We start from the raw sequence: 24806 nt of genomic DNA on the forward strand, positions 1-24806 counted from the left end.
ATAAGAACAGACATTTAACGAATCAAACCGGAAAGAAGTGATCAGGTGATTGATCAATTGCGCCACATATATCCGTCCCTCCGCGTATACGCCGAAGGGCAGCAAAAACTCGACGACGGTTTTAAATGGTTTTTGACCGACAACAATGACGTAATGGGCATCCACGAACAAGAGCTGACCGCAAAAGACCTGTCGCTTTTGGCTGCCTTTTTAACGCCGTATCAGACCGACTTCCCGCTTCCGACTTCTGAAGAACTCCAATGGAAAAAAGCCATCCAGTCGTCGGGGCACGCTGAACTGCAGCTTGAGCACCCATACCGCTTTATTTATTTTTCCATCAACAAAAACCAGATCACGCCTGTTTTTTTCCACGAGGCGATTCAGGAGCTGTTCGCGAAGCCGGTGCCGATTTTGTGGGAAAACGAATTTGAAGGCATCATCATCGAAAACCAAGGCACAGATGAAGACAATCCGTCCTACGAGAAAATGATCGACATCCTGATGAGCGATTTGTACGTCAAGATCAATTTCTTTGTTGGCCCGTTTCAGGCAGACACGAACGCGCTTGTCCGCTATTACGAGTCGGTCATCCAAACGGCCCGAACCGTTTTTGCCTATTCCAACAAAACCGTCATGACCTATATCGACGCGGTGCCTTTTCTGCTCATCGACCAGGCCGAACCGGCATTCCGCCAAGAACTCAGCAAATCCGTGCTGCAGGAATCACTTGACGACGAAGAAACGCTGCACATGATCGAAACGTTCGTCCACTGCAATTTGAACATCTCGGAAACCGCCAAAGAACTGCACATGCACCGCAACAGCCTGCAATACCGGCTCGACCGTCTGTTAGATAAAACCGGCATCGACATCCGCCAGTTCCCGCAGGCGATGACCGTTTACTTGGCTATTTTGGCACGGCAATAAAACCGGAAACCCTGTTTTCGTAAATATGCACTAAGGAGCGGAAAATCCTTAGGCATGTTTGCCATTTCAAAAATATGTGAGAAACAGTATGCTTAAAACAAGTAATGAAAGCACTTACATAACTGGAGGGAATTACATGGCAGGCTTAAACTTGGTAAACATCCGAAAAGAATACGACAAAGGCGTCGTTTCTGTAAAAGACTTCAACTTGGAAATCCGCGATAAGGAATTTCTTGTGCTTGTCGGCCCGTCCGGCTGCGGGAAATCGACAACGCTCCGCATGATCGCGGGCCTTGAAGACATCACAGGCGGCGATTTGTTCATCGGCGACAAGCGCGTCAATGACGTGTCGCCAAAAGACCGCGACATTGCAATGGTGTTCCAGAACTACGCTTTGTACCCGCACATGAACGTCTACGACAACATGGCGTTCTCGTTGAAATTGCGCAAAATGAAAAAAGACGAAATCAAAGAGCGCGTCAACAACGCTGCGAAAATCTTGAACCTGGAAGACTACCTGTACCGCAAACCGAAAGCATTGTCGGGCGGTCAGCGCCAGCGTGTTGCATTGGGACGCGCGATCGTACGCGACGCGGAAGTGTTTTTGATGGATGAGCCGCTTTCCAACTTGGACGCGAAACTGCGCGTGCAAATGCGCGCCGAGATCCAAAAGCTGCACCAGCGCCTGCAGACGACTACCGTCTACGTGACGCATGACCAAACGGAAGCGATGACAATGGCGACGCGCCTGGTTGTCATGAAAGATGGCTTGATCCAGCAAGTGGGCACGCCAAAAGAAGTGTACGACCTGCCGGACAACATGTTCGTGGCAAGCTTTATCGGATCGCCTGCAATGAACTTTTTCCAAGGCAAGCTCATCGACAACTACTTCGTTATGGGCAACCAAAAAATCCGGGTGCCTGAAGGCAAGCTGAAAATGCTTCAAGCACACGGCGAAATCGGCAAAGACATCGTCCTTGGCGTCCGTCCGGAAGACATCCGCGATGAGCCGTTGTTCCTCGACACGTCACCGGAAACAAAATTCCGCGCAAAAGTCGAAGTGGCGGAACTAATGGGTGCCGAAATCATCCTGTACTCGCAAGTGGAAGGCCAGGAATTCGTAGCGCGCGTCGACGCCCGCTACAACATTGAAGCCGGCCAGTCGCTTGACTTGGCATTCGACATGAACAAAGCGCACTTTTTCGACAAAGAGTCGGAACTGCGCCTGCAATAAGCAAGACAAGCCGCTTCGGAAATTTCCGAGGCGGCTTTTTTGCATTTTATGAACGATGATCAGTAAAAATTTTGAAGACATTCATCACAGCAATCGTTTTTTCAGTTGCTAGGCGATCGGCATTTTCCATTGCCTGTTTAACGGTGCAAGGACCCGAAACAATACTGAAAGCTGACAACAAACCGATTTCAGAAACTTGTTCGGCGGATAAATTTTGCGAACCGCAAAGAGCAATCACTGGAACTCCTTCTTTAGCGGCCGCTTTCGTTATGCCCGTAATTAGTTTGCCGTCAAGCGTCTGTGAATCCAGCCGGCCTTCCCCGGTAATGATCAAGTCCGCCTCTTTTATTTGATCGGCAAAATTGATATTTTCCATAACAAGCTCAATTCCTGAATGCAGTTCCGCCTTTAAAAATGCAATAAGTGCCGCTCCCATACCGCCTGCTGCTCCACCGCCTTCAAAGATCCGCAGATCAACGTTTTGGTCCCTCAGCACAATGTCGGCAAAGTGATGAAGAGCAGCATCCAGTGTTCGAACCATTTCTGGCGTCGCCCCTTTTTGAGGGCCAAAAACTGCTGAAGCGCCTGCCGATCCGCATAAGCGATTCCGCACATCGCTCGCGACGACGAAGTGAGCCTCCTGGATACGCCGATCCATTCCTGAATCATCAATAGAAGCCAATCGGAAGAGCGCTTCTCCGCCTTCTTCCAATTCCACTCCGTCCTTATCGTAAAATTTCATGCCAAGTGCTTTCAACATCCCGGCACCCGCGTCGTTGGTGGCGCTGCCGCCGATGCCAATGATAAACTTCCGGCAGCCTGCGTCCAATGCCGCCCGGATAAGCTCTCCGGTTCCAAAACTTGAAGCAGCCAAAGGATTTTTTTCCTCTTCCTCCAGCAGCGTCAGCCCTGATGCTTGCGCCATTTCAATGATGGCGGTTTCCCCGTCTCCGAGGAGGCCGAAACCTGCTTCTATCTTTCTTTTCAACGGGTCGTGCACATCGGTTTTAATTATGTTCCCGTGAGAAGCGTAAACCATGCTTTCCATAATCCCTTCTCCGCCATCAGCCAGAGGAAGTTCCACTACTTCTGCGTCCGGAAAAACCGTGTGAATTCCTCGCTTTACTGACTTGCAAACAGCTTGTGCTGAAAGCGAACCTTTGAACGAATCCGGTGCCACAACAATTTTCATCCTTTATTCCCCCTATATTCTTTTGGAAGCCAACAAAAACAAACGATCAACTTTGCTTCAAAAAGATAAAAGGCAACTTTTTAGAGTTGCCTTTTATCTTTTTGCATTGCATATCTGCTATTCAATTATTGATGATTTTCATATTTTTGTTTAATTTTGCTCCATTGCAATTCATCGGTTGCATCAACCCGGTAATCCGCATTTTGAAGAATTTCCCCAACGCCTACAGCAAACATGTTGCTTGCTTTAATCGCTTTCACTCCAGCCAACGCATCTTCTATGCCAATTGACCGTTCAGGAAGCACACCCAGCTTTTCGCAAGCTGTCAGGAAAATTTCCGGATGCGGTTTTGAATTTTTGACGGTGGCCGCGTCTACTACATAGTCAAAAGCCGATTCCAAGTTCAATGCCGCTAGAACCGTTTGCGCATTTTTCGAAACGGAGGCCAGTCCGATAGGCAGTCCGTCGCTTTTGATGTCGGCAATCAACTCTTTGATGCCCGGCAAAATATCGTTTGGCGTCAATTCTTTTAAAAGTTCCTGGTAATGGCTGTTTTTCCGATCCGCCAGTTCTTCTTTTTCAGAAAGGCTGTACTCGCTTTTTTTATTGCCATTTTCAAGAATCAGGTTAAGAGAGTCCATCCGGCTGATGCCTTTCAGCGTTTCATTAAAAGCTTCATCAAAAGGAATTTCCAGTTCATCCGCCAGCCTTTTCCAAGCGAGAAAGTGAAAATAGGCGGTATCGGTAATCACGCCGTCCAAATCAAACACCACTGCATCTATTTTCTTCATCGTTCATTCGCTTCCCTTCAATTAAACCATCGTTACTTCAAGTTGATCATCCAACAAAAATTCATCTTTTAAGATTTTCACTGTCAAGCGCGGCCCTGAATGCTTGATAATCGAAATTTTCTCGTGTGTTACGTTAATTTCCAGTTGCCTTCCTTGATACATGAGAGGAAATGCAAGACCGCTCCATTCTTCAGGAAGCTTCGGATTTAATTTCATAGCATCCCGATCAAATGACACATTGGCAAATCCAAAAACAGCCACGAGCCAAAGTGCACCCAACGAAGCACTATGAAGGCCCTCATCCGATGAACTCGGGCTTGGGCCCAGATCGATTAAGCTGGCTTCTTGAAAGAAACGATAGGCCAGTTCCGCTTTGTCGGCTCTTGCCGCTACAATTGCATGAATCGCTTTGCTCAGTGAAGAATCATGAATGGTATGGCTTTCGTAATACTCCAAGTTGCGCAGTGCGATATCCGGAGATGCCAATTCAGGAAATAGATACAGCAGCATGACCACATCGGCTTGCTTCAAGATCTGCATGTCATTCACTTCTTTGCGTGAATAATCTAAGAGAATCCCTTGGCTTCCCTGTGCCTGTTTGTATTTTGACAAATCGATTTCCGGCAGCGTCAGGAACGTATCATCTTGTGGAATCAACCCTTGGGCATTAGGCTCCGGCAAATACAGCCTCTCCAGAAAGTCCTGCCCGCGCCGTTTGAAGTCTTCGTCATCCTGGCCGAACAGCTCTAAATAATGAAGGGCCTGTTTGACGTTGTAGTGGGCCATGTAATTGGTGAACGCATTATTGTCCACATGTTCGGTGTATTCGTCCGGGCCGATCACGTCTTTCAACGAAAGCTGCGTTCCGTCATCGACCGCACGGCTCATCCAGAACAAGGCGGTTTCCCGCAACAGCGCCACGCCTTCTGTTTTCATAAACGCTTCATCTTTTGTGTGCACGAAATACTGGACGGTGGCATAGGCGATATCCGCCACAATATGGTGTTCCGCGATTGGAGAAGCGACCTTCTGGCGGGTTCCGGTCCGAATATTGATCGCAGCGAATTCAGGTGTTTCTTCATGCCCAGAAAAAGCGCTTTCCCACGGGAACAAAGCTCCTTCATAGCCGTTCTGAGCCGCTTTTTCCTTCGCCTGTTCCAGTTTTAAAAAGCGATAGCGCAAAAGCTTGCGGGCTGTTTGCGGCTCTGTGAACAAATGAAACGGCAAAATGAAGATTTCCGAATCCCAAAACACATGCCCTTTATAGCCTTCTCCTGTCAGCCCTTTTGCCCCGATGCTGAAGCGTTCATCGTGTGCAGGCGTCATCACTTCCAAGTGGTAAAGAGCAAAATCCAAGGCGAATTGATCGAATGAATGAACAGAAGAGACCGTTACTTGCTTTCGCTGCCAAAATTGCTTCCATGCGTACGCAGATTTCCCCAGCAGCGCATCATACCCTTCGCTTTCGCATTGCTGCAGCTTAAGAAGACAGGCATCTTCGGGCTTTAACCCGTTTAAATCGTGATCCAAGGAAGTATAGACAGCCGCTATTTTTTCAAACTCGCAGGCTTGTCCGCTATCAATCGATAGTTTAAAGGTTTGAAGCAGCTGGCGGTTTTTCGCGCCAAAATTCACTTCGGCATCCTGGCTTCCGCCCACGGCCGCAGCTATGGCAATTGTATGCCCTGACTCGCTTGTGCGATAGACTCCCCGCATCCTCTTTTCATCAAACACTTGCACTTTTTCTTCGTCCACATGCTGCCTGCCGAAGTTCGTTTGCTGGGCATCGATGCCGGTTTCCACTTGCAGCTCTGCTGCTTTGTCCAAACTGGTGATGGTAACTTTGGAAGCAAGGATATGCAAATCATCTTTGGAGGCAAAACGCTGAAAAAGAAAATGGAATCGGGCACCCGACTTGTTTTTCCAAAGAATTTCCCGGCGAAGTTCCCCCGAAGATATATCCAATTCCCGGCTATAGCTAAGAATTTCGCCTTCAAGCAATGAAAAAAGGGTGCCATCGATTTTGATGCGCATGCCCAGTACATCCGGAAGGTTCACCAAATCGGTGGATTCGAGTGCGCCGGCTTTGTTGTAAATGCCGGCTATGTAAAAACCTCTTGTTTGTTCAGTATAGGCTTCTTCATGCGCTGCCCGAATGCCCAGATAGCCATTGCCCTGCGCCATCAAACTGCCGTATTTTTTCATGTAGGGCATATCAAATTCGGTTTCGGTAAGCTTTCTTTTTCTAGTCATAGTGATATGCTTTCACCCTTTTCAGCTGATTCGTACAAGGCTTCAACAATCCGTTGGATGAGGTATCCTTGCTCTCCGTCTGCAATCATTGTGTCTTTGCCCAAGCATTTATCGACAAACGCTTCCATGCTTTTTCGTTGGGGGTCAGGATCGGCTTGCTTTTTTTGATAAAGGGTCACCAATTCTCCATGTTCATCTGTATGGATATGAGCCGGGAACAGTGTCGCCCCTGCCTGGTCTCCGTAAAAGACGGCGTTCATGATGGAATCCTCTTTCATATTCAATGCGAACGATGTTTCAATTTGAAGCAAATTTCCTCCTTCAAGCTCGATAAAGCCAAAAAGCGAATCTTCCACTTCATATTTTTCCGGATCCCATTCACCGAAAGAACCGCTGGATTTTTTCGTGCCAATTTTCTGGAACTGCTTGGCTGTCACTTTTTTGACTGCCGGGAAATCCAGCACGTGCATAGCGGCATCCAGCATATGAATGCCGATATCGATCAGCGGCCCGCCGCCCTGCAGTTCTTTATTCGTAAATGAGCCCCAGCCCGGAACTCCGCTTCGGCGCAGCGCCTGGATCTTGGTGACATAAATGTCGCCAAGCATCCCGGAAAGCGCTTTTTCCCGGATGATTTTCACGTCCTCCGCAAAACGGTGATGAAAATTATACGCCAGCACCAAATTGTTTTTCACAGCGGTTTGGTGCATATGCAAGGCGTCGCTGGAAGAGATGGCCGGCGGCTTTTCGCACAGCACATGGCAGCCGTTTTCCAATGCTTTCATCACGTCGCCATAATGGAGGCTGTTCGGCGTGCAAACGCTGACGATATCGGGCTTTTCAGCAGCATACATCTCATCCGCATCGATATAGAACCGGGGGATGGCGTGCTTTTCAGCAAAAGCACGCACCCGTTCCGCATTTCTGCCGACAATTGCCACGACCTCCAGCTCGTGCCTCGCTTGGTAATACGGGATATGAACCGCTCCTGCAATGTTGCCGCCGCCAATAATCACTACCTTTTTCTTCTCCAAGCTGCATTCTCCTTTTGCTTACACTAGCGCTTGTTTTAAATAAGCAAGCGAGCTGCGGTATTCTTGTTCCGGGTTTTCTCCTCTGACTCTGCATTCCAGCGTCAAATAGCCAGCGTATCCGTCCTTCTTTAAGCCTGCAAACAACCGTTTAAAGTCAAGAGACCCGCTGCCCGGCTGAAAACGGTGATTATCAGCCAAATGGATGTGGCCGATGACATCCCGGTTATGGTGGAGGGTTTCAGCCATATTGTCTTCTTCAATATTCATATGATAGAAATCGGCAATGACTTGGACATTCTCAAAATTGTTTTCTTCAATATAGCGCCTTGCTTCCGCCACCGTATTGATCATATGGTCCTGGTAGCGGTTCAAAGGTTCCAAAAAAATGATTGTGCTGGTTTCTTTCGCGGCTTCATTCAAGAAAGCCAGCGATTTTGCAACAGCTTCCCGGTCGCCTTCTTGGCTGCGCGGCGAGACCATCGGCGGCAGCCGATAAGTGAACATGCCCCAAGCAGCAGGAACAACAATGCCTGTTCCTCCTACTTGCTGCAGCGCCTCTAAAATCCGTTTGATTTCCTGCAATCCGTTAAGCCGTTTTTCTTCATCAAAATCGCCAATCCAACCCTCGTATCCGCCGCAAGCGGTCGTTACGGGAAGGCCTGTTTCTGCAATGGCCTGTTTAATTTCATCGATATTGTCCACCAGCAGCTTGCCGTCGACTTCGAAGCCGTCAAACCCCATTTCTTTCACATAACGGAATTTCTCTATAATGGCATCAGGAAAAAACGCCTGATTTTGTGTACCGATTTTCATCTGCTCGTCCTCCTGTCTCAAAATTGAAAAAGCTGTAGTCCAGTTTAATTAACAATCCGCGGAGAAGTAAGAACTCTCCACGGATTGTCGTTTTGTTTTATGCTTCCGGCTCTGCCTTTGAATGGTGCGCTGCTCCGCGTTCAAACTCAACGCCCATTTTGATGCTCAATTCCGGATTTTGGTCGACGAATTTGCTGTACGCCTCCGCACTTTCCTGGAAATGAACAACAGGTTCGATGATGTCTTCACAATTCAGGTAGCCGTTCATCAACAGTTCCCAGCACGTGTCTTCAATGCGCTTGCGGTTCCATCTCGGGTAATCCGGATTCGGTTCGCTTGCCGCGCGGGAAAACACAATTTTCGCGTTGTTGAAATGCGCTTCACGGCCGAAATTTAACCCTTCCGGAAATGCTTTTCCGAACGCGACGTAGGAAATGGTGCCTCCGTATGCGATGCCTTTGAGCGCTCCTTGCAGAGCCGCCGCATTTCCGCTTGTTTCAATGATGGAATCGGCTCCCATTTTATTCGTCAGTTTTTTGATTTCAAATCCGACATCCGCAGAAATCGGATCCAATGCGAGATCCGCTCCGTTGCGAAGCGCCACTTCCCGGCGATGGGCAATCGGGTCAACGGCGATGACCAAATGTGCCCCGGCTTTCTTCGCCAATTGGACAGCGATCTGCCCAATCGCCCCCAACCCTACCACGACCGTATAATCTCCGGCCCGGACATTGGCATCCCGGACGCCGCTCAAGGCAAATTGAGCAGGATCGTAGCAGACCGCATTCTGCCATTTGGCCCCTTCCGGCATTTTGCGCAGGCGGTGGTTGTCCACTCCAGCAACAATGACCGTCTCCATAACGGGGCCATAGGTACAAACCAAATCACCGATTTCGTAATCAACCACTTCGTCGCCCAATTCAATGATTTTCCCGACAACCATGTTTCCGAGCGGCAATTCTCCAAAGACAATGCCTTTGGCGCCTTCCGCTCTTGGCATGAACATCCGCCATTCTTCTGAAAACTCTTCATCGATAAAAGGAGTCTGCCCTCTAAAATCGGCAACTTCGGTTCCATGTTTGGGAGAAGCCGCCTGCACAGCAATTTTCACTTCATCAGGTTGAACCAATCGGTCTTCGTAATCAATCAACGCGGCTACTCTCGGTTTTACTGCAACTAATTTTTTCATTTATCCTAAACTCTCCTTTTGTATTAGCCCTTTACTCCGCCCTCTGTTGCTCCGCCTTTGATAAAGCGCTCGGAAATTCCGTACATGATGATGACCGGCAAAGCGGTAACAATCGATGCGGCCATCATTCGGCCCCATACATAATCCGGTGTACTGAACAAAGCGTTCAATCCAATCGGCAAAGTGAAATTCTCTGAACTTGATAAGAAAACAGAAGCGAACAGGAAATCGTTCCAGGCAATCATGAACGCGTATACAAAAACGGAAATGATTCCTGAAATGGATAACGGCATAATGATATAGAAAATGATTTGCACACGGTTCAAGCCGTCGATCATCGCGGCTTCTTCGATATCATCCGGAATGGTGTCAAAATAACTTTTCAACATGAAGATCGCTGCCGGCAAAGTTTGGACGATCAAGGCAATCGTCAGCGCCGTTTTTGTGTTGTACAAGCCGAGGCTCGAAATGATTTTAAACAACGGGACGATCAAGAGCAGTCCCGAAAACATATAAACGACGTAAAAACTGGAATTGATGGTCGTGCGGCCGAAAAACTTCAATTTCGACATGGCGTACGCGCCGAAAATCGAAAACACAACCGAAATCACAGCCACAATTAACGAAACAACAATGCTGTTGATGAAATACGTCAAATACGGAAACAAATCCGGATTGAAGATATCCCGGTAATGCTCGAGCGTCCAAACTTTCGGAAGCAATGTCGGCGTTTGGGCGATAGCTTCTGTCGGGCTTTTGACAGATGTCATGAACATGATGAAAAATGGAAATAGTGATCCGACCAAAACAATCACAAGCCCAATGTAAAAGAAGATTTTCTTGGTCGTTCTGTCTTTTTTGCTGCTAGCCATTGCCATTTGCATTCACCCGCTTTCTCGTAATCAAAATCACTGCAAACAAAATGAGGAAGAGGATAACCGAAATGGATGCAGCCTTGCCTAGATCGTTAAAGGCAAACGCTGTCTGATACAGGTAGATCCCCAGCGTATTGACTTGGTTGGTCAATAAGTAAACGTCTTCGAATGTGTAAAACTGCCAGATGGCGCGAAGCGTCGCGACAATAATCAAAACAGGCATAATTGCCGGCAGCGTCACCACTTTGAATTTTTGCCAAGCAGAAGCCCCGTCAATTTCAGCCGCTTCGTACAAGGTATTATCAATTGTCTGCAAAATGGCCAGGAACGAAATAAATGCGTATGGGAAATAGCGCCAAATCGCAAAAATCACAACCAGAACAAAACTGCTGGCTGGACGGTCGAACCATAGCGGCGCCTGATCAAACAGATGCAGCACATCTACGGTCAAGTAATTGATGACGCCGTAGCTATTGTTGAACATGTATTTCCAGGCGAATACGAGTGAAATTGTCGGCGCCACGTAAGAGGCGATGATCAGTGCACGCGATAGTTTCCGGAACATGAACGGACGGTTGAAGAAGATGGCGACAGCCAGCCCCACAACTGTACTTCCCACTACTGTCAAGAACGTATAAAGGAATGTGATGCCGAGGCTTTTCAGGAACTCGACGTCCGTCAAAATGTCCGTGTAATTCTGGAACCCGATAAACGTCGGCTCCAAATTCGGATTGATGGATTGTTCATAAAAACTGATCTGGAAATTCGAAACCATCGGATAGGCAACGAGCAGCAAAATCAATGCAATGCTTGGAAAGAGCAAGACGGCTGCGAGTTTATTGTCGGTTTTCTTCTTAGCTTTTTTTTTCATGGTCTCCCCCTGGTTTCCGGTGCCGTTAGAGAAAATGGGTACCTGATTTTCTTGAAAGAACAGGGGATAACCAAATGGCATCCCCTGTTTTGTGCTTATTGAAGAACTTTTTGAATGTTTGTTTCTGCTGTTTTGATGGCATCGTCAACATTCTGTTCACCGACGGTCACGCCGTTGACCATTTTAGGAAGTTCGCCTGAACTTGAGATGTCGCCCATTTTCAGGAAGTTTTTGCCGTCAACCAAGCCAAAAACTTGGATGTCGTTGAAAGATGCAGCAATTTCAGTCGACAAGTCGCCGAATGCGCCGACTACTTCATTTGCTTGGTAATCTTCGTTTTCCGTCACCAACGTGCTGACCGGCTGCGCGCCACCTGGAGACATCAATACCCAAGCCGTCATGTTTTCAGGCTCAGCCATGAATTCGATGAACTTCTGTGCGGCTTCTTTTTGGGCATCTTCCAAGCCGGAAGAAACCGTCAAGGCCGAAGCTGTTCCAAATACCGCTTTTGTTTTGTTTTCCGGAATTGCAAAGCCGATTTTTTCAGCATCGCCTTTCTCGTGAACGCCCGGAAGAATATAAGTGGAATAAATGGCCATCGGAACCGATCCGTTCATAAAGGCATCGTTTACTTCCGTTACATCATTTGAACCCGGCATTGTGTATTGCGACAAGTCTTTGTAGAACTGCAGCGCTTCTTTCATTTCCGGTGTGTCGAGCGTCAATTCGCCGTTAGCGTCCAAAACATTGGCGTTGTTTGAAAGCGCGAATTGAGAGAACGCCTGCTCAGAAAAGCCGCCTTCAACTGTCGGCATTCCGATGCCGTATTTTTTGCTGCCTGCATCCGTAAAGGCTTCAGCCACTTTCATGACATCCTCCCACGATTCCGGCTCTGCAAATCCTTCAGCTTCCAGCATTTCTTTGTTGTACCAGATACCTTGGACCCAGCCGTGGATCGGCATTCCTGTGTAGCTCTTGCCGTCTTCGGTGCCAAGAAGTTTCAAGGCGCCTTCATAAAAGTTTTCCTCGCCTACGCCATCGATAATGGTCTTCACAGCTTCTTTGTCGATCAGCTGGTCTTTATCCATAACTCGTGCGTAATCCTGTCCTACTTCCATTACTTCCGGCAATTCGCCTGCGCTTGCCAAAGTAACGATTTTCGTGTTGTATGCATCTTCTTCAACCGGCACCGGCTCCACTTGGATGTCCGGGTTTGCCGCTTCGAATTTCTCGATGATGTCATTGATGACCGTCACCCGGTCCTGCTCTACTTGCGAGTGCATGAATTCGATCGATACCGAACCGTCTTCATTTGTTTCTTCCCCGCCGCTGCACGCTGCAAGACTTGCCGATAACCCTAAAATTGCGAATAAACCAAACGATTTTTTAATCATTTTTTCTCCTCCTTATGAATGGGTTTCAACCATAAAAATTGATATGGGCCGAGCTGTAATCCAGTTTCAAACTTCATTAGTTCCTGTGTCAGGATGTTGAGGAAAGTGCCGGACAGTTCACAGGCTACGTCTTCGCCGGTCAAATTGTTCAGGACCAGCACCGTTTGCCCTTGTCCGTCCCTTCTTGAAAAGGCAAAGACGGAATCCCCGAAATCCTCCACATTCATCGGCACATTCGGATGAAAGAGCGCTTCTTCTTTCCGCACTTTGATGATGTCCGTCAATTCCATAAAGACTCGGTTTCTTCTCGAGCCGCTTTCCAACAGCTCCTGCCCAATTTCATCAAAATCGTATTTCTGGCGGTTGATCGACCGGTTGGCGCCCGTTTCTTTGACGCCTTCGTAATCGTTCCGCGAACCCAAAATGCTTTGGATGTAAACTGCGGGAACTCCCGGCAGCGTCAGCAGCACCGAGTGTGCGGCCAAAAAACGTTTGATGCCCAGTTCATCGCTGTCGCCTTGTTTATTCAATGCGTCAAAATACGTAACGTTGATTTCATACGGGATGTTTTCGCCCGTTTCGGTTTTTTTGTAATTGACGAGTGCGCCTTCCTCTTTCAAGGCGTCGACCATGGCAACAATCTCCTCTTCCGGAATGATGCCCCGTATCGGATTGACGCCAATGCCGTCGTGCGACGCCAGGAAATTGTAGAACGTTGTATCCGGATTGCTGTTTGGAAGCCCCTTCGCCCATTCCGTCAATGCGCGCGTATTGCCATTATGGATGGAATAAAGCACAAGCGGCGGCAATGGGAATTGATAAACCATATGCGCTTCGTCATGGCCGTTTCCGAAATAGGAAACGTTGTCTTTGTGAGGCACGTTCGTTTCAGTTATGAGCACTGTCCCTTTCGCCACTTCATCGGTGACATCACGGAACAGCTTGACAATTTCATGCGTCTTTTCGTGATGGATGCACGTCGTGCCGATTTCTTTCCACATAAAGCCGATGGCGTCCAGCCGGATGTATTCCGCTCCCTGCTCGATGTAGAACAGCAGGACTTCGACCATTTCCACCAAAACGTCCGGATTGCTGAAATTCAAGTCGATCTGATCGGCACTGAATGTCGTCCAAATATGCTTTTCTTCCCCGTTAGCCAATCGAAACGGCGAAAGCAGCGGAAGCGCCCGCGGACGCGTCACCATGCTGAGATCCTCAGCCGGATCCGCTTCAACAAAGTAATTTTCGTATTTCGGATTGTTTTTCAAGTATTCCTGGAACCATTCGCTTCTTGCCGAAATGTGATTGCACACGTCGTCAAACATGATGCGCGTAGACTTAGACAGTTCCTGAATATCGTTCCAGTCGCCCATGATGGGATCTACTTGCCTGTAATCGATGACCGAAAAACCGTCATCCGAAGAATACGGATAAAACGGCAGGATGTGGACGATGCCGAATTTGTCTGCAAGAGAGCGGTCGTACATTTTCTTCAAAGACTGAAGCGTCGGTAAGCCTTCTTCTTTAAACTGATCGCCATACGTAATCAAGACGACATCTTTTTCGTCCCAAGTTTGTTTTCTCGTTCTCAAGGATTTCTTCTTTGTGCTGTCCATCGCTTCTTTTATGCGCGAATAGGCAGGTTCGATGTGCTGTTCCCCGTAGATAAAGGAAAGCCTCTCTTTTATGCGGTCCATATCCAGCCTCCTCGTGTTAGCGCTTCCAAATAATTTATATAAAATTGAAGCTTTATGTATTAAAACGTGATGAGATGGTATATATTTGATTGGTACCGGTCCCACGAATAAAATATATAATAGAAAGCGCTTTCTGTCAAACAGATTCAAAATGGAAATCTAGATTTTCCCCAGTCTTTCGCTTAAGATTGAATAGCTGAGAATGAATCCCTACATAATGGCTCTACTCTAAAAGATGGAGACAGTTTAAGAAACCCGAAAGCAAGCAGTGATGCAAAACAAACAGAAACTTTCCGCAACCACATAATTTTGCAAACGCTTTCTACATAAAAAACGTATAAAGGAAGAGATCCCATGGCTCCCACTATTTACGACATCGCCCGCGTCGCCAATGTTTCGAAGTCAACGGTATCCCGGGTGCTGAACAACCAGCAGAACATTTCAGCAGAAGCAAAGGAACGCGTGCTGAGCGCCATCAAGGAATTGAACTACCACCCAAACAAGCTCGCCCGCTCGCTGTCGACCGGCTTTGATGCCATTCTCGTCATTTCCCGGTCCAGTGCAACAATTGCCGATAACCCGTTCTTCTCGGAAATTCTCAACTCCATTTCACGCAAAGCGGAAGAAGAACATTTTGACGTCATCTTGCAGACATCGCAGAGCAACCAGGACGAAATCAAAAAATGCACCAAGAAAATCAAGGAAAAAATGGTCAAAGGCATCATTCTCCTATCGTCGCCGACGAACGAACAATTGTTGCAGCAGTTGGACATATTCGGCATCCCCGTCGTCGTCATCGGAAAAGTCACCGGGGATTACACGAACATCTTCAGCGTCGATACCGACAACTACCGGGATAGCTATTTGCAGACGCAATACTTAATCGACCAGGGGCACAGGAAAATCGCCTGCCTCCATTCCCCTTTCGACTACAACGTGGCGATTGACCGCTTCGGCGGGTACAAGGACTGCATGGAAGCGAACGGATTGCCGCTGAAAAAAGAATGGGTGCAAAACAGCGGCTATACGATCCATGAAGCCTATGAGGCAGCCAAAAGCCTGCTGCAGCTGAAGGATCGTCCGACTGCCGTCTTCGCAACGGATGACTTGAAAGTCATCAGCGTCTACAAGGCATTTATGGAAGAAAACGTGCGCATCCCGGCCGATGTCTCCGTCATCGGCTACAGCAATTCCAATTTGTCGCAGTTTCTCTTCCCGTCCCTGACCAGCATGGAGATTCCAATCCGGAAACTCGGTGAAACCGGAACCGAACTGCTGTTTTCGAAAATCAAAGGTACCGGAGACACGACGCCGTCGAAAATCCTTCTTCCTACTGAAAACATCAAAGGAGAATCGGTGGCTTCGGTCGGCGAAAAACAATAACCGCACTGTTTATCAAAACACAAAAAAGGCGTCAGTAAGAATTTCCTTACTGCGCCTTTTTCTGGTCGTCTTTTTTAGTTATTCAAACAACGGGCTTACCGGTTTTTCGTTATGGACGTGCTCAATCGCTTCCGCGAGCAGTTCGGCAACCGACAAGATGGTGATTTTTGGAATGCGCTTCTCGCTTGGCACTTGGATCGTGTTGGTCACGACCAGTTCCGTGATCGGCGCTTCCTCGATGCGCTTGATCGCTTGGCCTGACAACACCGCGTGCGTGCAGCATGCATAAACGGCTTTGGCGCCGCCTTCCATCAGCTTCTTGGCAGCCAGGGCAATGGTTACGGCCGTATCGACGATGTCGACGATGATGATGGCGTTTTTGCCTTCGATGTCACCGACTACGTTGATGACTTCATCGGTATCCGGCTCCGGCCGGCGTTTATCCAAAAACGCAATCGACGTATCGAGCCGTTTCGCCATTTTCCGCGCTCTTGCCAGCCCGCCGTTGTCGGGTGCGACAATGACCGTGTCTTCCAAGCCTTTTTCAATGAAATAATCCGCAATGATCGGAATGCCGAGCAATTGGTCGACCGGCATATCAAAGAACCCTTGGATTTGCGGCGCGTGAAGATCCATTGTGATGATGCGGGTCGCCCCCGCCGTTTCCAGCATGTTCGCCACCAGTTTCGCGGTAATCGGCTCGCGCGAACTCGCTTTCCGGTCCTGGCGCGCATAGCCGTAATAGGGAATCACGACGTTGATGGTCTCGGCGGATGCCCGTTTCAAGGCATCAATCATGATCAAAAGTTCCATGACGTGCTCGTATCCCGGCTGCGACGTCGACTGAACCAAATACACTTCATCCCCGCGTACGCTTTCTTCAATGTTGATTTGGATTTCGCCGTCGCTAAAACGCGTGACCGAACTTTTTCCTAGTTTACATCCAAGCAAACCGGCAATTTCCTCGGCCAGTTCCGGATTTGAATTTAATGTAAAAATCTTAAACTTCCGTCCTAATTGATAAGGCAATTCAGCGTCCCCCTATGGCAAAACAGATTTTAATGATTATATGAAAATAAAGCATCTTCACTTTCTACTATATCATCAAATTCTTACAGCGTCTTTGGAAAACAGGCGATGAAAATCAAATTGTCCATTTAAAAAAACAGATCGCCCTTATCACCGTGCCGCTTCGCCGCTTTGCAGAAACGGATCGCAGCTGTTGGCCGTGCCGCTTTCAAATCCGGCCATGAATGCATCGGTGCGTTCTTGCGGCGTGCCGTGTTCTTCGGCCATGATGTGATCAAATTCGCCCATATCCGCAAGCGTCTGCATCGCAGCTTCCACATTTTCCCGCTCCAATCCGCCGGAATAAGTGGAATAAGCCCAAACGCCGGTCAGACAGTCCGCGTTCAGTTCCGTACTTTTTATCGGCACCAGCCGGTCCCCTTCCGGCAGCCAGCCGATTTCCGCCTGCAGCGCATGCGCATATTCGTGCGCCAGCGCAACTGCTACAGCCAAATCACCCGCCGCAGCGCCTGCCTCCGGATCGTCGTTTGTTTCCGCTTCGCTTTTCCACATCTTCACCGCCAGCTCATTGGCAAAAACGATCAAGTCGTCCTCCGCACAGTAAAAGGCATCATCCGGTCCTGTCGAGCTCGATTCGGCGCATCTGGTTTCCACCGCATCGCCTTCATACGCCAAGTCGTAATCGACAAAAACCGGACTCAACCCCGCTTGCGTCATTAAACCGGCCCAAAAATTGTGGACATTGTTGAGCGTCACTTCAAGATAACTGGTCATGGCCGCGCTGCCTTTTTCCGTTGTAAAATCAGATGCGGCTATTGCGCCCACTTCAGCAGCCGGCGCTTCCGGCCAATCAATCAGCTCCAGCCCACCGCTTTTCGGAGCTTCTTCATTTCCCGCAGGCGTTGTTTCCTCTTCCGGCCCGCATGCCCCAAGCAGAATCATGGATGCAGCAAACAGTAAGTATCCAGGCAGTTTACTCACATCGTCTTCTCCTTTCGTTTGGTTGATTGTGCCAAATTTTCTGTTCACCTCCAGAGCATAGTGCCCTTTTTTAATAAATGCTCTGCTTCACGTTCATTCCGAGAGTACACTGCTTCTATGTATAGGGAAATGGTATTTTATTGACATTATAACATATTTATTTGATTATTTTGATAATCAATTAGATTGTTTTCCTCTTCTTTCATAGTACCCGCTTTAAAACTATAGAAAGATCTCTAATTGTGCCTACAGAAAACATGTAGCGAATGTTTCTATAAAAAAAGCACCTCCGCAGTAACATGGAGGCGCATTTTATTAAGGCATTTTTCCGCCGTTCTTTCTTTGCACTTCTTTCAAGTTATCGTCAGAAGAATTTAAAGAGTGGATCAAACAGCTTTAAATGATAAAGAAAAGCAGCAAAGGAATCGTTACGACACTTCCCATTGTGCTGACAAACATCGCACTGGAGACCATATCTGAATTCATTTTAAATTTGATGGCTAACAAAGTGGTTGTTGCCGCTGTTGGTGTCGCCGCACAGATCAGCAAAATACTGGCTTCAGGAGAACCCCATGGATAAAACAAGCCAAGCAATAAAAAGGCAATGGCCGGATAACCGATCAATTTCAAGAACGTTGCTATCCCTAAGAATTTCACAACATTTTTTAATTGAACAGAAGCGAGCGTAATGCCAAGCAACGTGAGTAATGTCGGCACAGCTGCCTGACCGAGCAAACCGGCGGAATGCTCAATAATGACAGGAAGCGGAACATTAAAAACTTTTAACATGATGCCTATAAAAACCGCAATAAATCCCGGCATTTTAAAAATGTTTAAAAACACTTCTTTTTTGGATACAGATCCATGATTAGAAGCGTAAAAAATTCCCGCAGAATTCATAAGCAAGGATTGCATCACTACGTAAATAACAGCCACTGATAATCCGGCATCCCCGAATGCAAAAAGAATAATCGGCAACCCATAATTACCCGAATTCGGAAATCCACTCGCAAGCATCAATGTATTTTTATAGGTTAGATTCCACTTAAAGATAAAACTCAATCCTTCTATCAACAATACATAAAGAAGGAATAAACTAAAGGAAAAAAGCAAGATCTTCCCCAAATCTCCGAGATTTAATGAAGAAGTCGTAACAGAATGAAAAAAAAGAGCAGGGCTGAATACATACAAACACAGATCAGACACGGATTTCGAATTGATTTTCAGTGATTTCCCAACCACATAGCCGACACCTAATAAAAGAAATACCGGAAGGACCACATTCATAATCTCTGTAATTACCACGGGCTTTCAACTCCTACTTGAAATGAAGAGCCTTTAACTTATTCCCTACCAATTTCTTTTCAAAAAAAGAGCAGCACAAACCGCATGTTGGTCTGCACTGCTGGCTTCTTTTTCTACTGATTCCTTTTTAGCGATGCTTGGCTATTTCCGCTATTACGTGGCACGTGCATTTCATGCCATTAACAAAATCATCCACACCCATTTTTTCATTTGGCGAGTGGTTGGCTTCATCAAAATTCGCATACGGGATGATGATAGAAGGCGTTTCTAACACGTCCGTCCATACATAATCGGGCAGGCTCCCACCCATCCCCGGCTGCAAAACAGGTTCTTGCCTGAAAGCGTTTCTTACTGCGTTGGTGACAACTCCTACAATTTCCAGATCCGCTGGCGTCCGTGAAGGTTTCATGCCTCCCAAATTTTTCACTTCAATATCAGGCGCATATTTTTTAGCATGTGCTGCGAATTTGTTAAACACATCTTCTGGATCTTGATCAACCACTAAACGAATATCCATCTTTAGAGTGGCAGTGGAAGGAATAATAGTTTTTGAGCCTTCTCCGCCATATCCGCTTGTAAAACCGGCGATATTAAAAGTCGGTTCCATCGTCAATTTCCGGTAATAATCTTCTTTTTCTAAATCAAATTGGTCATAGCCGATCTGTTCAGCAATATTCGCTTTATCAAAAGGCAGGTTTCGAATCAATTCCTCTTCCTTTTTAGTAATTGGCCGGATATGATCATAAAACCCGTCAATTAAAATGCGGCCATCCGGATCCCTCATAGTATTCAGTAAATCTATAATTTTCCAGGCCGGATTCGGTGAAATGTTACCTTTGTTTCCGGAATGGTTATCCCATTTCGCACCTTTGGCCTTCAGTTCAATATACGTAAGCCCTCGGACACCAAGCAATACCAACGGTGCGCCGCTGTCATGTTTTGGCCCATCTGATGTATAGACCAAATCTGCCTTCAAGAGTTCTTTGTTGTCAGCGACAAAAGAAGCCAAGTTGGGGCTGCTGATTTCTTCTTCCCCTTCAAAAATAAACTTAACGTTAATCGGAAGTTCTCCTGCGGTATCTATGTAACTCTTGATGGCAAGTATTTGCGCCATCAACTGCCCCTTATTATCCCCGACTCCCCGGCAATAAATCTTCCCGTCGCGAATCGTCGGTTCAAAAGGCGGAGATAGCCATTCATCGACTGGATCAGGGGGCTGAACATCATAATGCCCATAAATCAGTAAAGTGAAAGCTTCAGGGTCTTTTATGATTTCTCCATAGACAAAGGGATTTCCGGCATAAGGAATGATTGTTGTCGCTATTCCCGCAGCTTCCATTTCTTCTTTGATCATCTCGCAAGCTTCGTCTATGCCTTTGTTTTGGGCGCTGATGCTTTCGATGCGAAGCAATTTATACAACGTCTCTAAATAAGCCTCTTTCCGTTGGTCGATCATCTCTTCAATTTGTGCTAATTCTACGCTTGTTTCTGTTTTGTTAAGCGTCATATCCGTTCTCCTCTCCATATATGGAATACAAATAAGCCATCATTGCGATGCCGTTCAAATAATTATCAATTCCGATGTTCTCGTTTGGAGCATGTGTATTTGCATAAGCAAAAGGCGAACCTAAACCGATTATTATAGCCGGCGCTCCTAATATTTCTTCAAACAAGGACATCGGCCCCGAACCATCCAGCAAGGGCCAGACAACCGGCTCTTTGCCATAAACAGAAGCTGCCGCTTTAATCGACTTTAGCACGCCATGCTCCCTTGGATCGACTTTTGAAGGATTGCGCGTATCTCCAAACGACACTTCAATGGCTGCACCGGTTAATGTACTCAAATGGCTTTTTATCTGCTCTACGCATTTCTCGGGGTTTTGATTTTTCACGAACCGAAAATCCAGTTTAGCAGAGGCTTTCCGCGGAATGACCGTTTTATTCCCTTGCTCCTGATACCCGGAAGTCAGCCCGTTGATGGTCATTGTGGGCTCGTAAAGCAGCTGCGTGAGCGTTTTAACTTTGTCGAACGCCTCGCCCGTACCATTGATTTTTTGGATGCCGTAAGCTTCGAGGTATTCTTGTTCATCGAATGGAATGCTTTCAATCAATTCCAAATCCGCTTCGGACGGCCCCATGACATCGTCATAATAACTCGGAACCATAATTTCCAAGTCGGTTTCTTTTAACTTGTTTAAAAGCCAGACGAGTTCCCATGCTGCATTCGGAAGCAGCGGCGCCTGGCCGGAATGGGTATCGCGTTTCGCTGTCGTCAAAGAGATTTCCGCATTCGTGATTCCTTTATTCCCCAAATAAATTTGCGGCCTGCCGGATTCATGGATGCCGCGGTCGCACAAAATCGTGAAATCCGCTTTCAGCAATTCTTTATTGTTTTTCATATACGCTTCCAAATTAGGACTGCCGATTTCTTCCTCCCCTTCAAAAAAGAATTTCAGATTGACCGAACTCGTTTTCTGAAGTTCCAAAAGGACTTTTACCGCCACTATTGTGGCCCAGAGGTTCCCTTTATCGTCTGTGGCACCTCTGGCAAAGACTTTTCCATCTCTTATTTCAGGCTCAAAAGGAAGACTGTCCCAAAGTTCAATGGGGTCTTCCGGCTGAACATCGTAATGGCCATAAATGAGAAGCGTTTTAACAGCATCAGGATTGGCTACTTCGCCATAGACTGCCGGGAATGCCCCTTCTTCTTTCAGCATTTTTGTCGAAATACCGATTTCCTCCATGAAGTTTTTTAAAAAAAGCGCACAATCTTCCATGCCCATATTTTTTGTGGAAATGCTTTTTATCTTTAAGAATTCGGTCAAACTTGCCAAATAACTGCTTTGATTTTGTTCAATGTGGTCATGAAGCTCTTTTATAAAAAGATTCATGTCTTGGCCACCTGCAGTTCTTTGTCGTATAAATGGCACTCGACCCAGCGGCCGTCATGATGGATCGCTTTCGGTTCGACTTTTTTGCAATGTTCCATGGCAAAAGGGCAGCGTGTGTGAAATCGGCACCCCGACGGAATGTTGATGGCATTTGGCGCTTCTCCCTCAATCGCGATTGAAAGTCCCTCCGGCTTCGGCTCCGGGCTCGGCACAGCTGAAAGCAACGCCTGCGAATAGGGATGCAATGGCGTTTTAATCACATCTTCTGTATCGCCAAATTCCACAATCCGCCCCAAATACATAATCGCCGTCTTGTCACAGACATAACGAATTAACGACAAATCATGTGAAATGTACACACTCGCCAAGTTCAGTTCATCCACTAATTCTTTCAGCAAGTTTAAAATACTAGCGCGGATCGAAACATCCAGCATGGAAACCGGTTCATCCGCCACTAAAAATTTGGGTTTCATGACCAGCGCCCGTGCAATCGCTACACGCTGCCGCTGTCCACCGCTCATTTCATGGGGATAGCGGTCAATGTACTTATCCGCCGGCTTTAGGCCAACCCGATTAAGCGTGTCAAGAATTTGAGCCGTGCGTTCTTGCCGATTCCCCATTTTTTGAATGATCAGCGACTCTTCCAATGTCTGCCGGATGGAAAAACGTGGATTCAACGATTCATACGGATCCTGAAACACCATTTGCGCATCTTTTCTAAACTGCTTCATTTGTTTTGACTTGATCGAAGTGACGTCGGCTCCATGAAAATGCACTTCTCCTGAAGTCGGCTCTTCCAATTTCACTAATGTTCGGGCAAGTGTGGATTTCCCGCAGCCGGATTCTCCAGCGATTCCGATCGTTTCCCCCTCACGGACTGTCAAGGTAATGCCATCTACCGCTTTTACGAATTTCGCATCTTCATCTTTTAAGCGCTTTTTGAAAAAATTCGACTTTACCGGAAAATGCACCTTTAAATTGTCGATTTTATAGACTATGGGGCGGTCAGAAAATTTATCGATTTGGCCTTCTTTTGTTTTATAGATGTCCCCGACTGTAGTATGAACCATTTATACCAACTCCTTTTCCACAGCACTCCATGTTTCTCTCCGTTTCGACTTTTCCCGCATTTCTTCAACTCGGTCAATATGGTGGCAGGCTACCGTATGGCTAGCCCCCACCATTACATTTGGCGGATTCTCCTCCGTGCAAATCTCCGTGGCAAAAGGGCAACGTGATGCAAATCTGCAACCCGACGGAGGGTTTAATAAATCGGGTGGATAGCCTGGAATCGAAATCAGTTCAAATTTATCGCCCTTTATGTTGGGGAATGCATTCTTCAGTCCCATTGTGTACGGATGATAAGGCTCCGTGAAAATATCTGCCACTGCCCCCGACTCCACCACTTTGCCGGCGTACATGACGACCACTTTTTGGCAAGTTTCTGCAACGACCGAGATATCGTGGGTAACCATAATCATCGAACTGCCTGATTTAACTTGGATATCCCGCATTCGCTTCAATATTTGCGCCTGCACCACAACGTCAAGGGCAGTGGTCGGCTCATCGGCAACAATAACATCCGGACTCAACGCAAGAGCCATAGCAATAATTGCGCGTTGCCTCATTCCGCCGCTGTATTGATGAGGATAATCTTTTAACCGTGAAGTTTCTACACCGACCAGCCTAAATAGCTCCTCAGCTCTTGCCCACGCTTCTTTTTTTGATACGTTGTCATGATTCCGTATCGCTTCAACGATTTGATCGCCTACGCGGTAAACCGGATCCAAGGCGTTCATCGCACTTTGAGAAATAATAGAAATTTCGTTCCAGCGGATTTTTCTTATCTCTTCATTTGATAATTCCAGAAGATTGTCGTCTTTGAAATTAATTTCACCTGTGGAGTAAGCTCCTTTTGGCAGCAGACGCATAATCGATTTGATGATGGTCGTTTTTCCACAGCCCGATTCACCTACCAGCCCTAAATTCTCTCCGGCTTCCAAATCGAACGTGACATCATCAACTGCCCAGACTTCCCCTTCCATCGACTTGTAGCTTGTCCGTAAATTTTTCAGCTCCAGCATTTTTTTTGTCATCGGCTCAACCTCGGATTTAAGATTTCCTCTAAAGATCGGCTAACAAAAAAGCCGGACATAACAAGCAGGGTAATAGCCAGGCCAGGAGGGATAACCCACCACCAAGCTTCCGTAATGGCATGAGCGACATAAGCATCAAACAATATCTTGCCCCAGCTGATCAAAAGCGGATCTCCGTAGCCAAGAAAACTTACACTGGCTTCAGTGACAATTGCTGTACCCATAGCAAGTGAACCAAAAACAAGCGCAAGCGGAATAATATTCGGTGCAATGTGCCGGAAGATGATTCGGAAAGGCCCCGCTCCGTTCAGCTTGGCTGCTTGGATGAAGGTCCGATTTTTTATGGTCAGCACTTCCGAACGGATGACCCGCGTCGTTGTTCTCCAGGAGATTAAAACAATAGCGATAATGATATTCCAGATGCTTGGTCCTAATACCGCAACCATAATCATAGCGAATGGCAAAAACGGTATTCCGTAAACAATATCCGTAGCACGCATCAATAAATCATCAACCCAGCCGCCGAAATAACCCGCAATCAGCGCGATTACCGTTCCGATGATTGTAACCATCAGGGCTGAAGCAAAACCGACAAAAAGTGCCACCCTTGTTCCGGCAATAACTTGGCTGTAAACGTCCCTCCCCATCCTAGTTGTTCCCAGTAAATGTTCGCTGCTGGGAGGCTCCATTTTTTTCAGTTCACCTGATTCTGCATAATGCTGTTCCATCGGATCATAATGCAACAGCTGAGGGGAAAAGATGGCGACTGCAATGAAGAAAGCAAGAATGGCAATCCCGATAAGTCCCAGTTTATCCCGAAGCAACAGCTTAAAGATTCTTTTCGTTTTCAT

General features: G+C 47.1%; 21 protein-coding genes. 3 read left to right on the forward strand and 18 right to left on the reverse strand.

Annotation, left to right across the window (positions count from 1 at the left end; translation table 11 throughout):
• The first annotated feature begins 45 nt into the window (after positions 1 to 45).
• Positions 46 to 927 carry a PucR family transcriptional regulator gene (locus ACRRQV_RS09395; RefSeq protein ID WP_432530068.1) on the forward strand — a complete coding sequence of 294 codons (882 nt, stop codon included), beginning with the start codon at positions 46 to 48 and terminating at the stop codon, positions 925 to 927.
• A gap of 136 nt (positions 928 to 1063) precedes the next feature.
• On the forward strand, positions 1064 to 2161 hold the full coding sequence (locus ACRRQV_RS09400; protein WP_432530070.1) for an ABC transporter ATP-binding protein: 1098 nt from the start codon (positions 1064 to 1066) through the stop codon (positions 2159 to 2161).
• Between the two features lie 46 nt (positions 2162 to 2207).
• Here ACRRQV_RS09400 and ACRRQV_RS09405 read toward each other — a convergent pair whose 3' ends face one another.
• The 10 genes from ACRRQV_RS09405 to ACRRQV_RS09450 all read right to left on the reverse strand — a co-directional run bounded on the left by ACRRQV_RS09405 (position 2208) and on the right by ACRRQV_RS09450 (position 14270).
• Complete coding sequence (locus ACRRQV_RS09405; RefSeq protein WP_432530073.1) at positions 2208 to 3353, reverse strand: glycerate kinase; 1146 nt, start codon at positions 3351 to 3353, stop codon at positions 2208 to 2210.
• A gap of 125 nt (positions 3354 to 3478) precedes the next feature.
• Positions 3479 to 4144, reverse strand: coding sequence for a beta-phosphoglucomutase (gene pgmB, locus ACRRQV_RS09410; RefSeq protein ID WP_432530075.1), 666 nt, complete (start codon positions 4142 to 4144; stop codon positions 3479 to 3481).
• A 21-nt stretch (positions 4145 to 4165) separates the two neighbouring features.
• Positions 4166 to 6397: a glycoside hydrolase family 65 protein gene (locus ACRRQV_RS09415; RefSeq protein ID WP_432530077.1), complete on the reverse strand. Its 2232-nt coding sequence runs from the start codon at positions 6395 to 6397 to the stop codon at positions 4166 to 4168.
• Positions 6394 to 7431: a Gfo/Idh/MocA family protein gene (locus ACRRQV_RS09420; protein ID WP_432530079.1), complete on the reverse strand. Its 1038-nt coding sequence runs from the start codon at positions 7429 to 7431 to the stop codon at positions 6394 to 6396. Before ACRRQV_RS09420 ends, ACRRQV_RS09415 begins: the two co-directional genes overlap by 4 nt.
• Before the next feature lie 18 nt (positions 7432 to 7449).
• Positions 7450 to 8244, reverse strand: a complete 795-nt coding sequence (locus tag ACRRQV_RS09425; protein ID WP_432530081.1) for a sugar phosphate isomerase/epimerase family protein — start codon at positions 8242 to 8244, stop codon at positions 7450 to 7452.
• Between the two features lie 97 nt (positions 8245 to 8341).
• Positions 8342 to 9433, reverse strand: coding sequence for a zinc-dependent alcohol dehydrogenase (locus tag ACRRQV_RS09430; RefSeq protein ID WP_432530083.1), 1092 nt, complete (start codon positions 9431 to 9433; stop codon positions 8342 to 8344).
• A 23-nt stretch (positions 9434 to 9456) separates the two neighbouring features.
• Entirely contained in the window at positions 9457 to 10305 is an 849-nt protein-coding gene (locus tag ACRRQV_RS09435; protein WP_432530085.1) for a carbohydrate ABC transporter permease, read from the reverse strand.
• Positions 10298 to 11179 (reverse strand): carbohydrate ABC transporter permease, encoded by an 882-nt coding sequence (locus ACRRQV_RS09440; protein ID WP_432530087.1) that lies wholly within the window; start codon positions 11177 to 11179, stop codon positions 10298 to 10300. The genes ACRRQV_RS09435 and ACRRQV_RS09440 overlap by 8 nt, the downstream gene beginning before the upstream one ends.
• A 95-nt stretch (positions 11180 to 11274) precedes the next feature.
• Positions 11275 to 12573 (reverse strand): ABC transporter substrate-binding protein, encoded by a 1299-nt coding sequence (locus tag ACRRQV_RS09445; protein ID WP_432530089.1) that lies wholly within the window; start codon positions 12571 to 12573, stop codon positions 11275 to 11277.
• Entirely contained in the window at positions 12570 to 14270 is a 1701-nt protein-coding gene (locus tag ACRRQV_RS09450) for an alpha-amylase family glycosyl hydrolase (protein WP_432530091.1), read from the reverse strand. The genes ACRRQV_RS09445 and ACRRQV_RS09450 overlap by 4 nt, the downstream gene beginning before the upstream one ends.
• 354 nt (positions 14271 to 14624) lie before the next feature.
• On the opposite strand from ACRRQV_RS09450, the gene ACRRQV_RS09455 reads away from it, so the two are divergent.
• Positions 14625 to 15653: a LacI family DNA-binding transcriptional regulator gene (locus tag ACRRQV_RS09455; RefSeq protein ID WP_432530093.1), complete on the forward strand. Its 1029-nt coding sequence runs from the start codon at positions 14625 to 14627 to the stop codon at positions 15651 to 15653.
• Between the two features lie 78 nt (positions 15654 to 15731).
• Here the strand turns inward: ACRRQV_RS09455 and ACRRQV_RS09460 are convergent, their stop codons facing one another.
• From ACRRQV_RS09460 to ACRRQV_RS09495, 8 genes are all read right to left on the reverse strand, one after another.
• Complete coding sequence (locus ACRRQV_RS09460) at positions 15732 to 16682, reverse strand: ribose-phosphate diphosphokinase (RefSeq protein WP_432530095.1); 951 nt, start codon at positions 16680 to 16682, stop codon at positions 15732 to 15734.
• 150 nt (positions 16683 to 16832) lie between these two features.
• Complete coding sequence (locus tag ACRRQV_RS09465) at positions 16833 to 17711, reverse strand: neutral zinc metallopeptidase (RefSeq protein ID WP_432530097.1); 879 nt, start codon at positions 17709 to 17711, stop codon at positions 16833 to 16835.
• A 348-nt stretch (positions 17712 to 18059) separates the two neighbouring features.
• Positions 18060 to 18968, reverse strand: a complete 909-nt coding sequence (locus tag ACRRQV_RS09470; protein WP_432530099.1) for an AEC family transporter — start codon at positions 18966 to 18968, stop codon at positions 18060 to 18062.
• A gap of 127 nt (positions 18969 to 19095) precedes the next feature.
• Positions 19096 to 20475 (reverse strand): M20/M25/M40 family metallo-hydrolase, encoded by a 1380-nt coding sequence (locus ACRRQV_RS09475; protein WP_432530101.1) that lies wholly within the window; start codon positions 20473 to 20475, stop codon positions 19096 to 19098.
• A complete protein-coding gene (locus ACRRQV_RS09480) occupies positions 20465 to 21859 on the reverse strand; it encodes a M20/M25/M40 family metallo-hydrolase (RefSeq protein ID WP_432530103.1) in 1395 nt (464 codons plus the stop codon). The genes ACRRQV_RS09475 and ACRRQV_RS09480 overlap by 11 nt, the downstream gene beginning before the upstream one ends.
• A complete protein-coding gene (locus ACRRQV_RS09485; protein ID WP_432530105.1) occupies positions 21856 to 22929 on the reverse strand; it encodes an ABC transporter ATP-binding protein in 1074 nt (357 codons plus the stop codon). Before ACRRQV_RS09485 ends, ACRRQV_RS09480 begins: the two co-directional genes overlap by 4 nt.
• Positions 22930 to 23955: an ABC transporter ATP-binding protein gene (locus tag ACRRQV_RS09490; protein WP_432530107.1), complete on the reverse strand. Its 1026-nt coding sequence runs from the start codon at positions 23953 to 23955 to the stop codon at positions 22930 to 22932.
• Positions 23952 to 24806, reverse strand: a complete 855-nt coding sequence (locus tag ACRRQV_RS09495) for an ABC transporter permease (RefSeq protein WP_432530109.1) — start codon at positions 24804 to 24806, stop codon at positions 23952 to 23954. Before ACRRQV_RS09495 ends, ACRRQV_RS09490 begins: the two co-directional genes overlap by 4 nt.

Source organism: Planococcus sp. YIM B11945, assembly GCF_050864155.1.
Lineage (GTDB): Bacteria > Bacillota > Bacilli > Bacillales_A > Planococcaceae > Planococcus.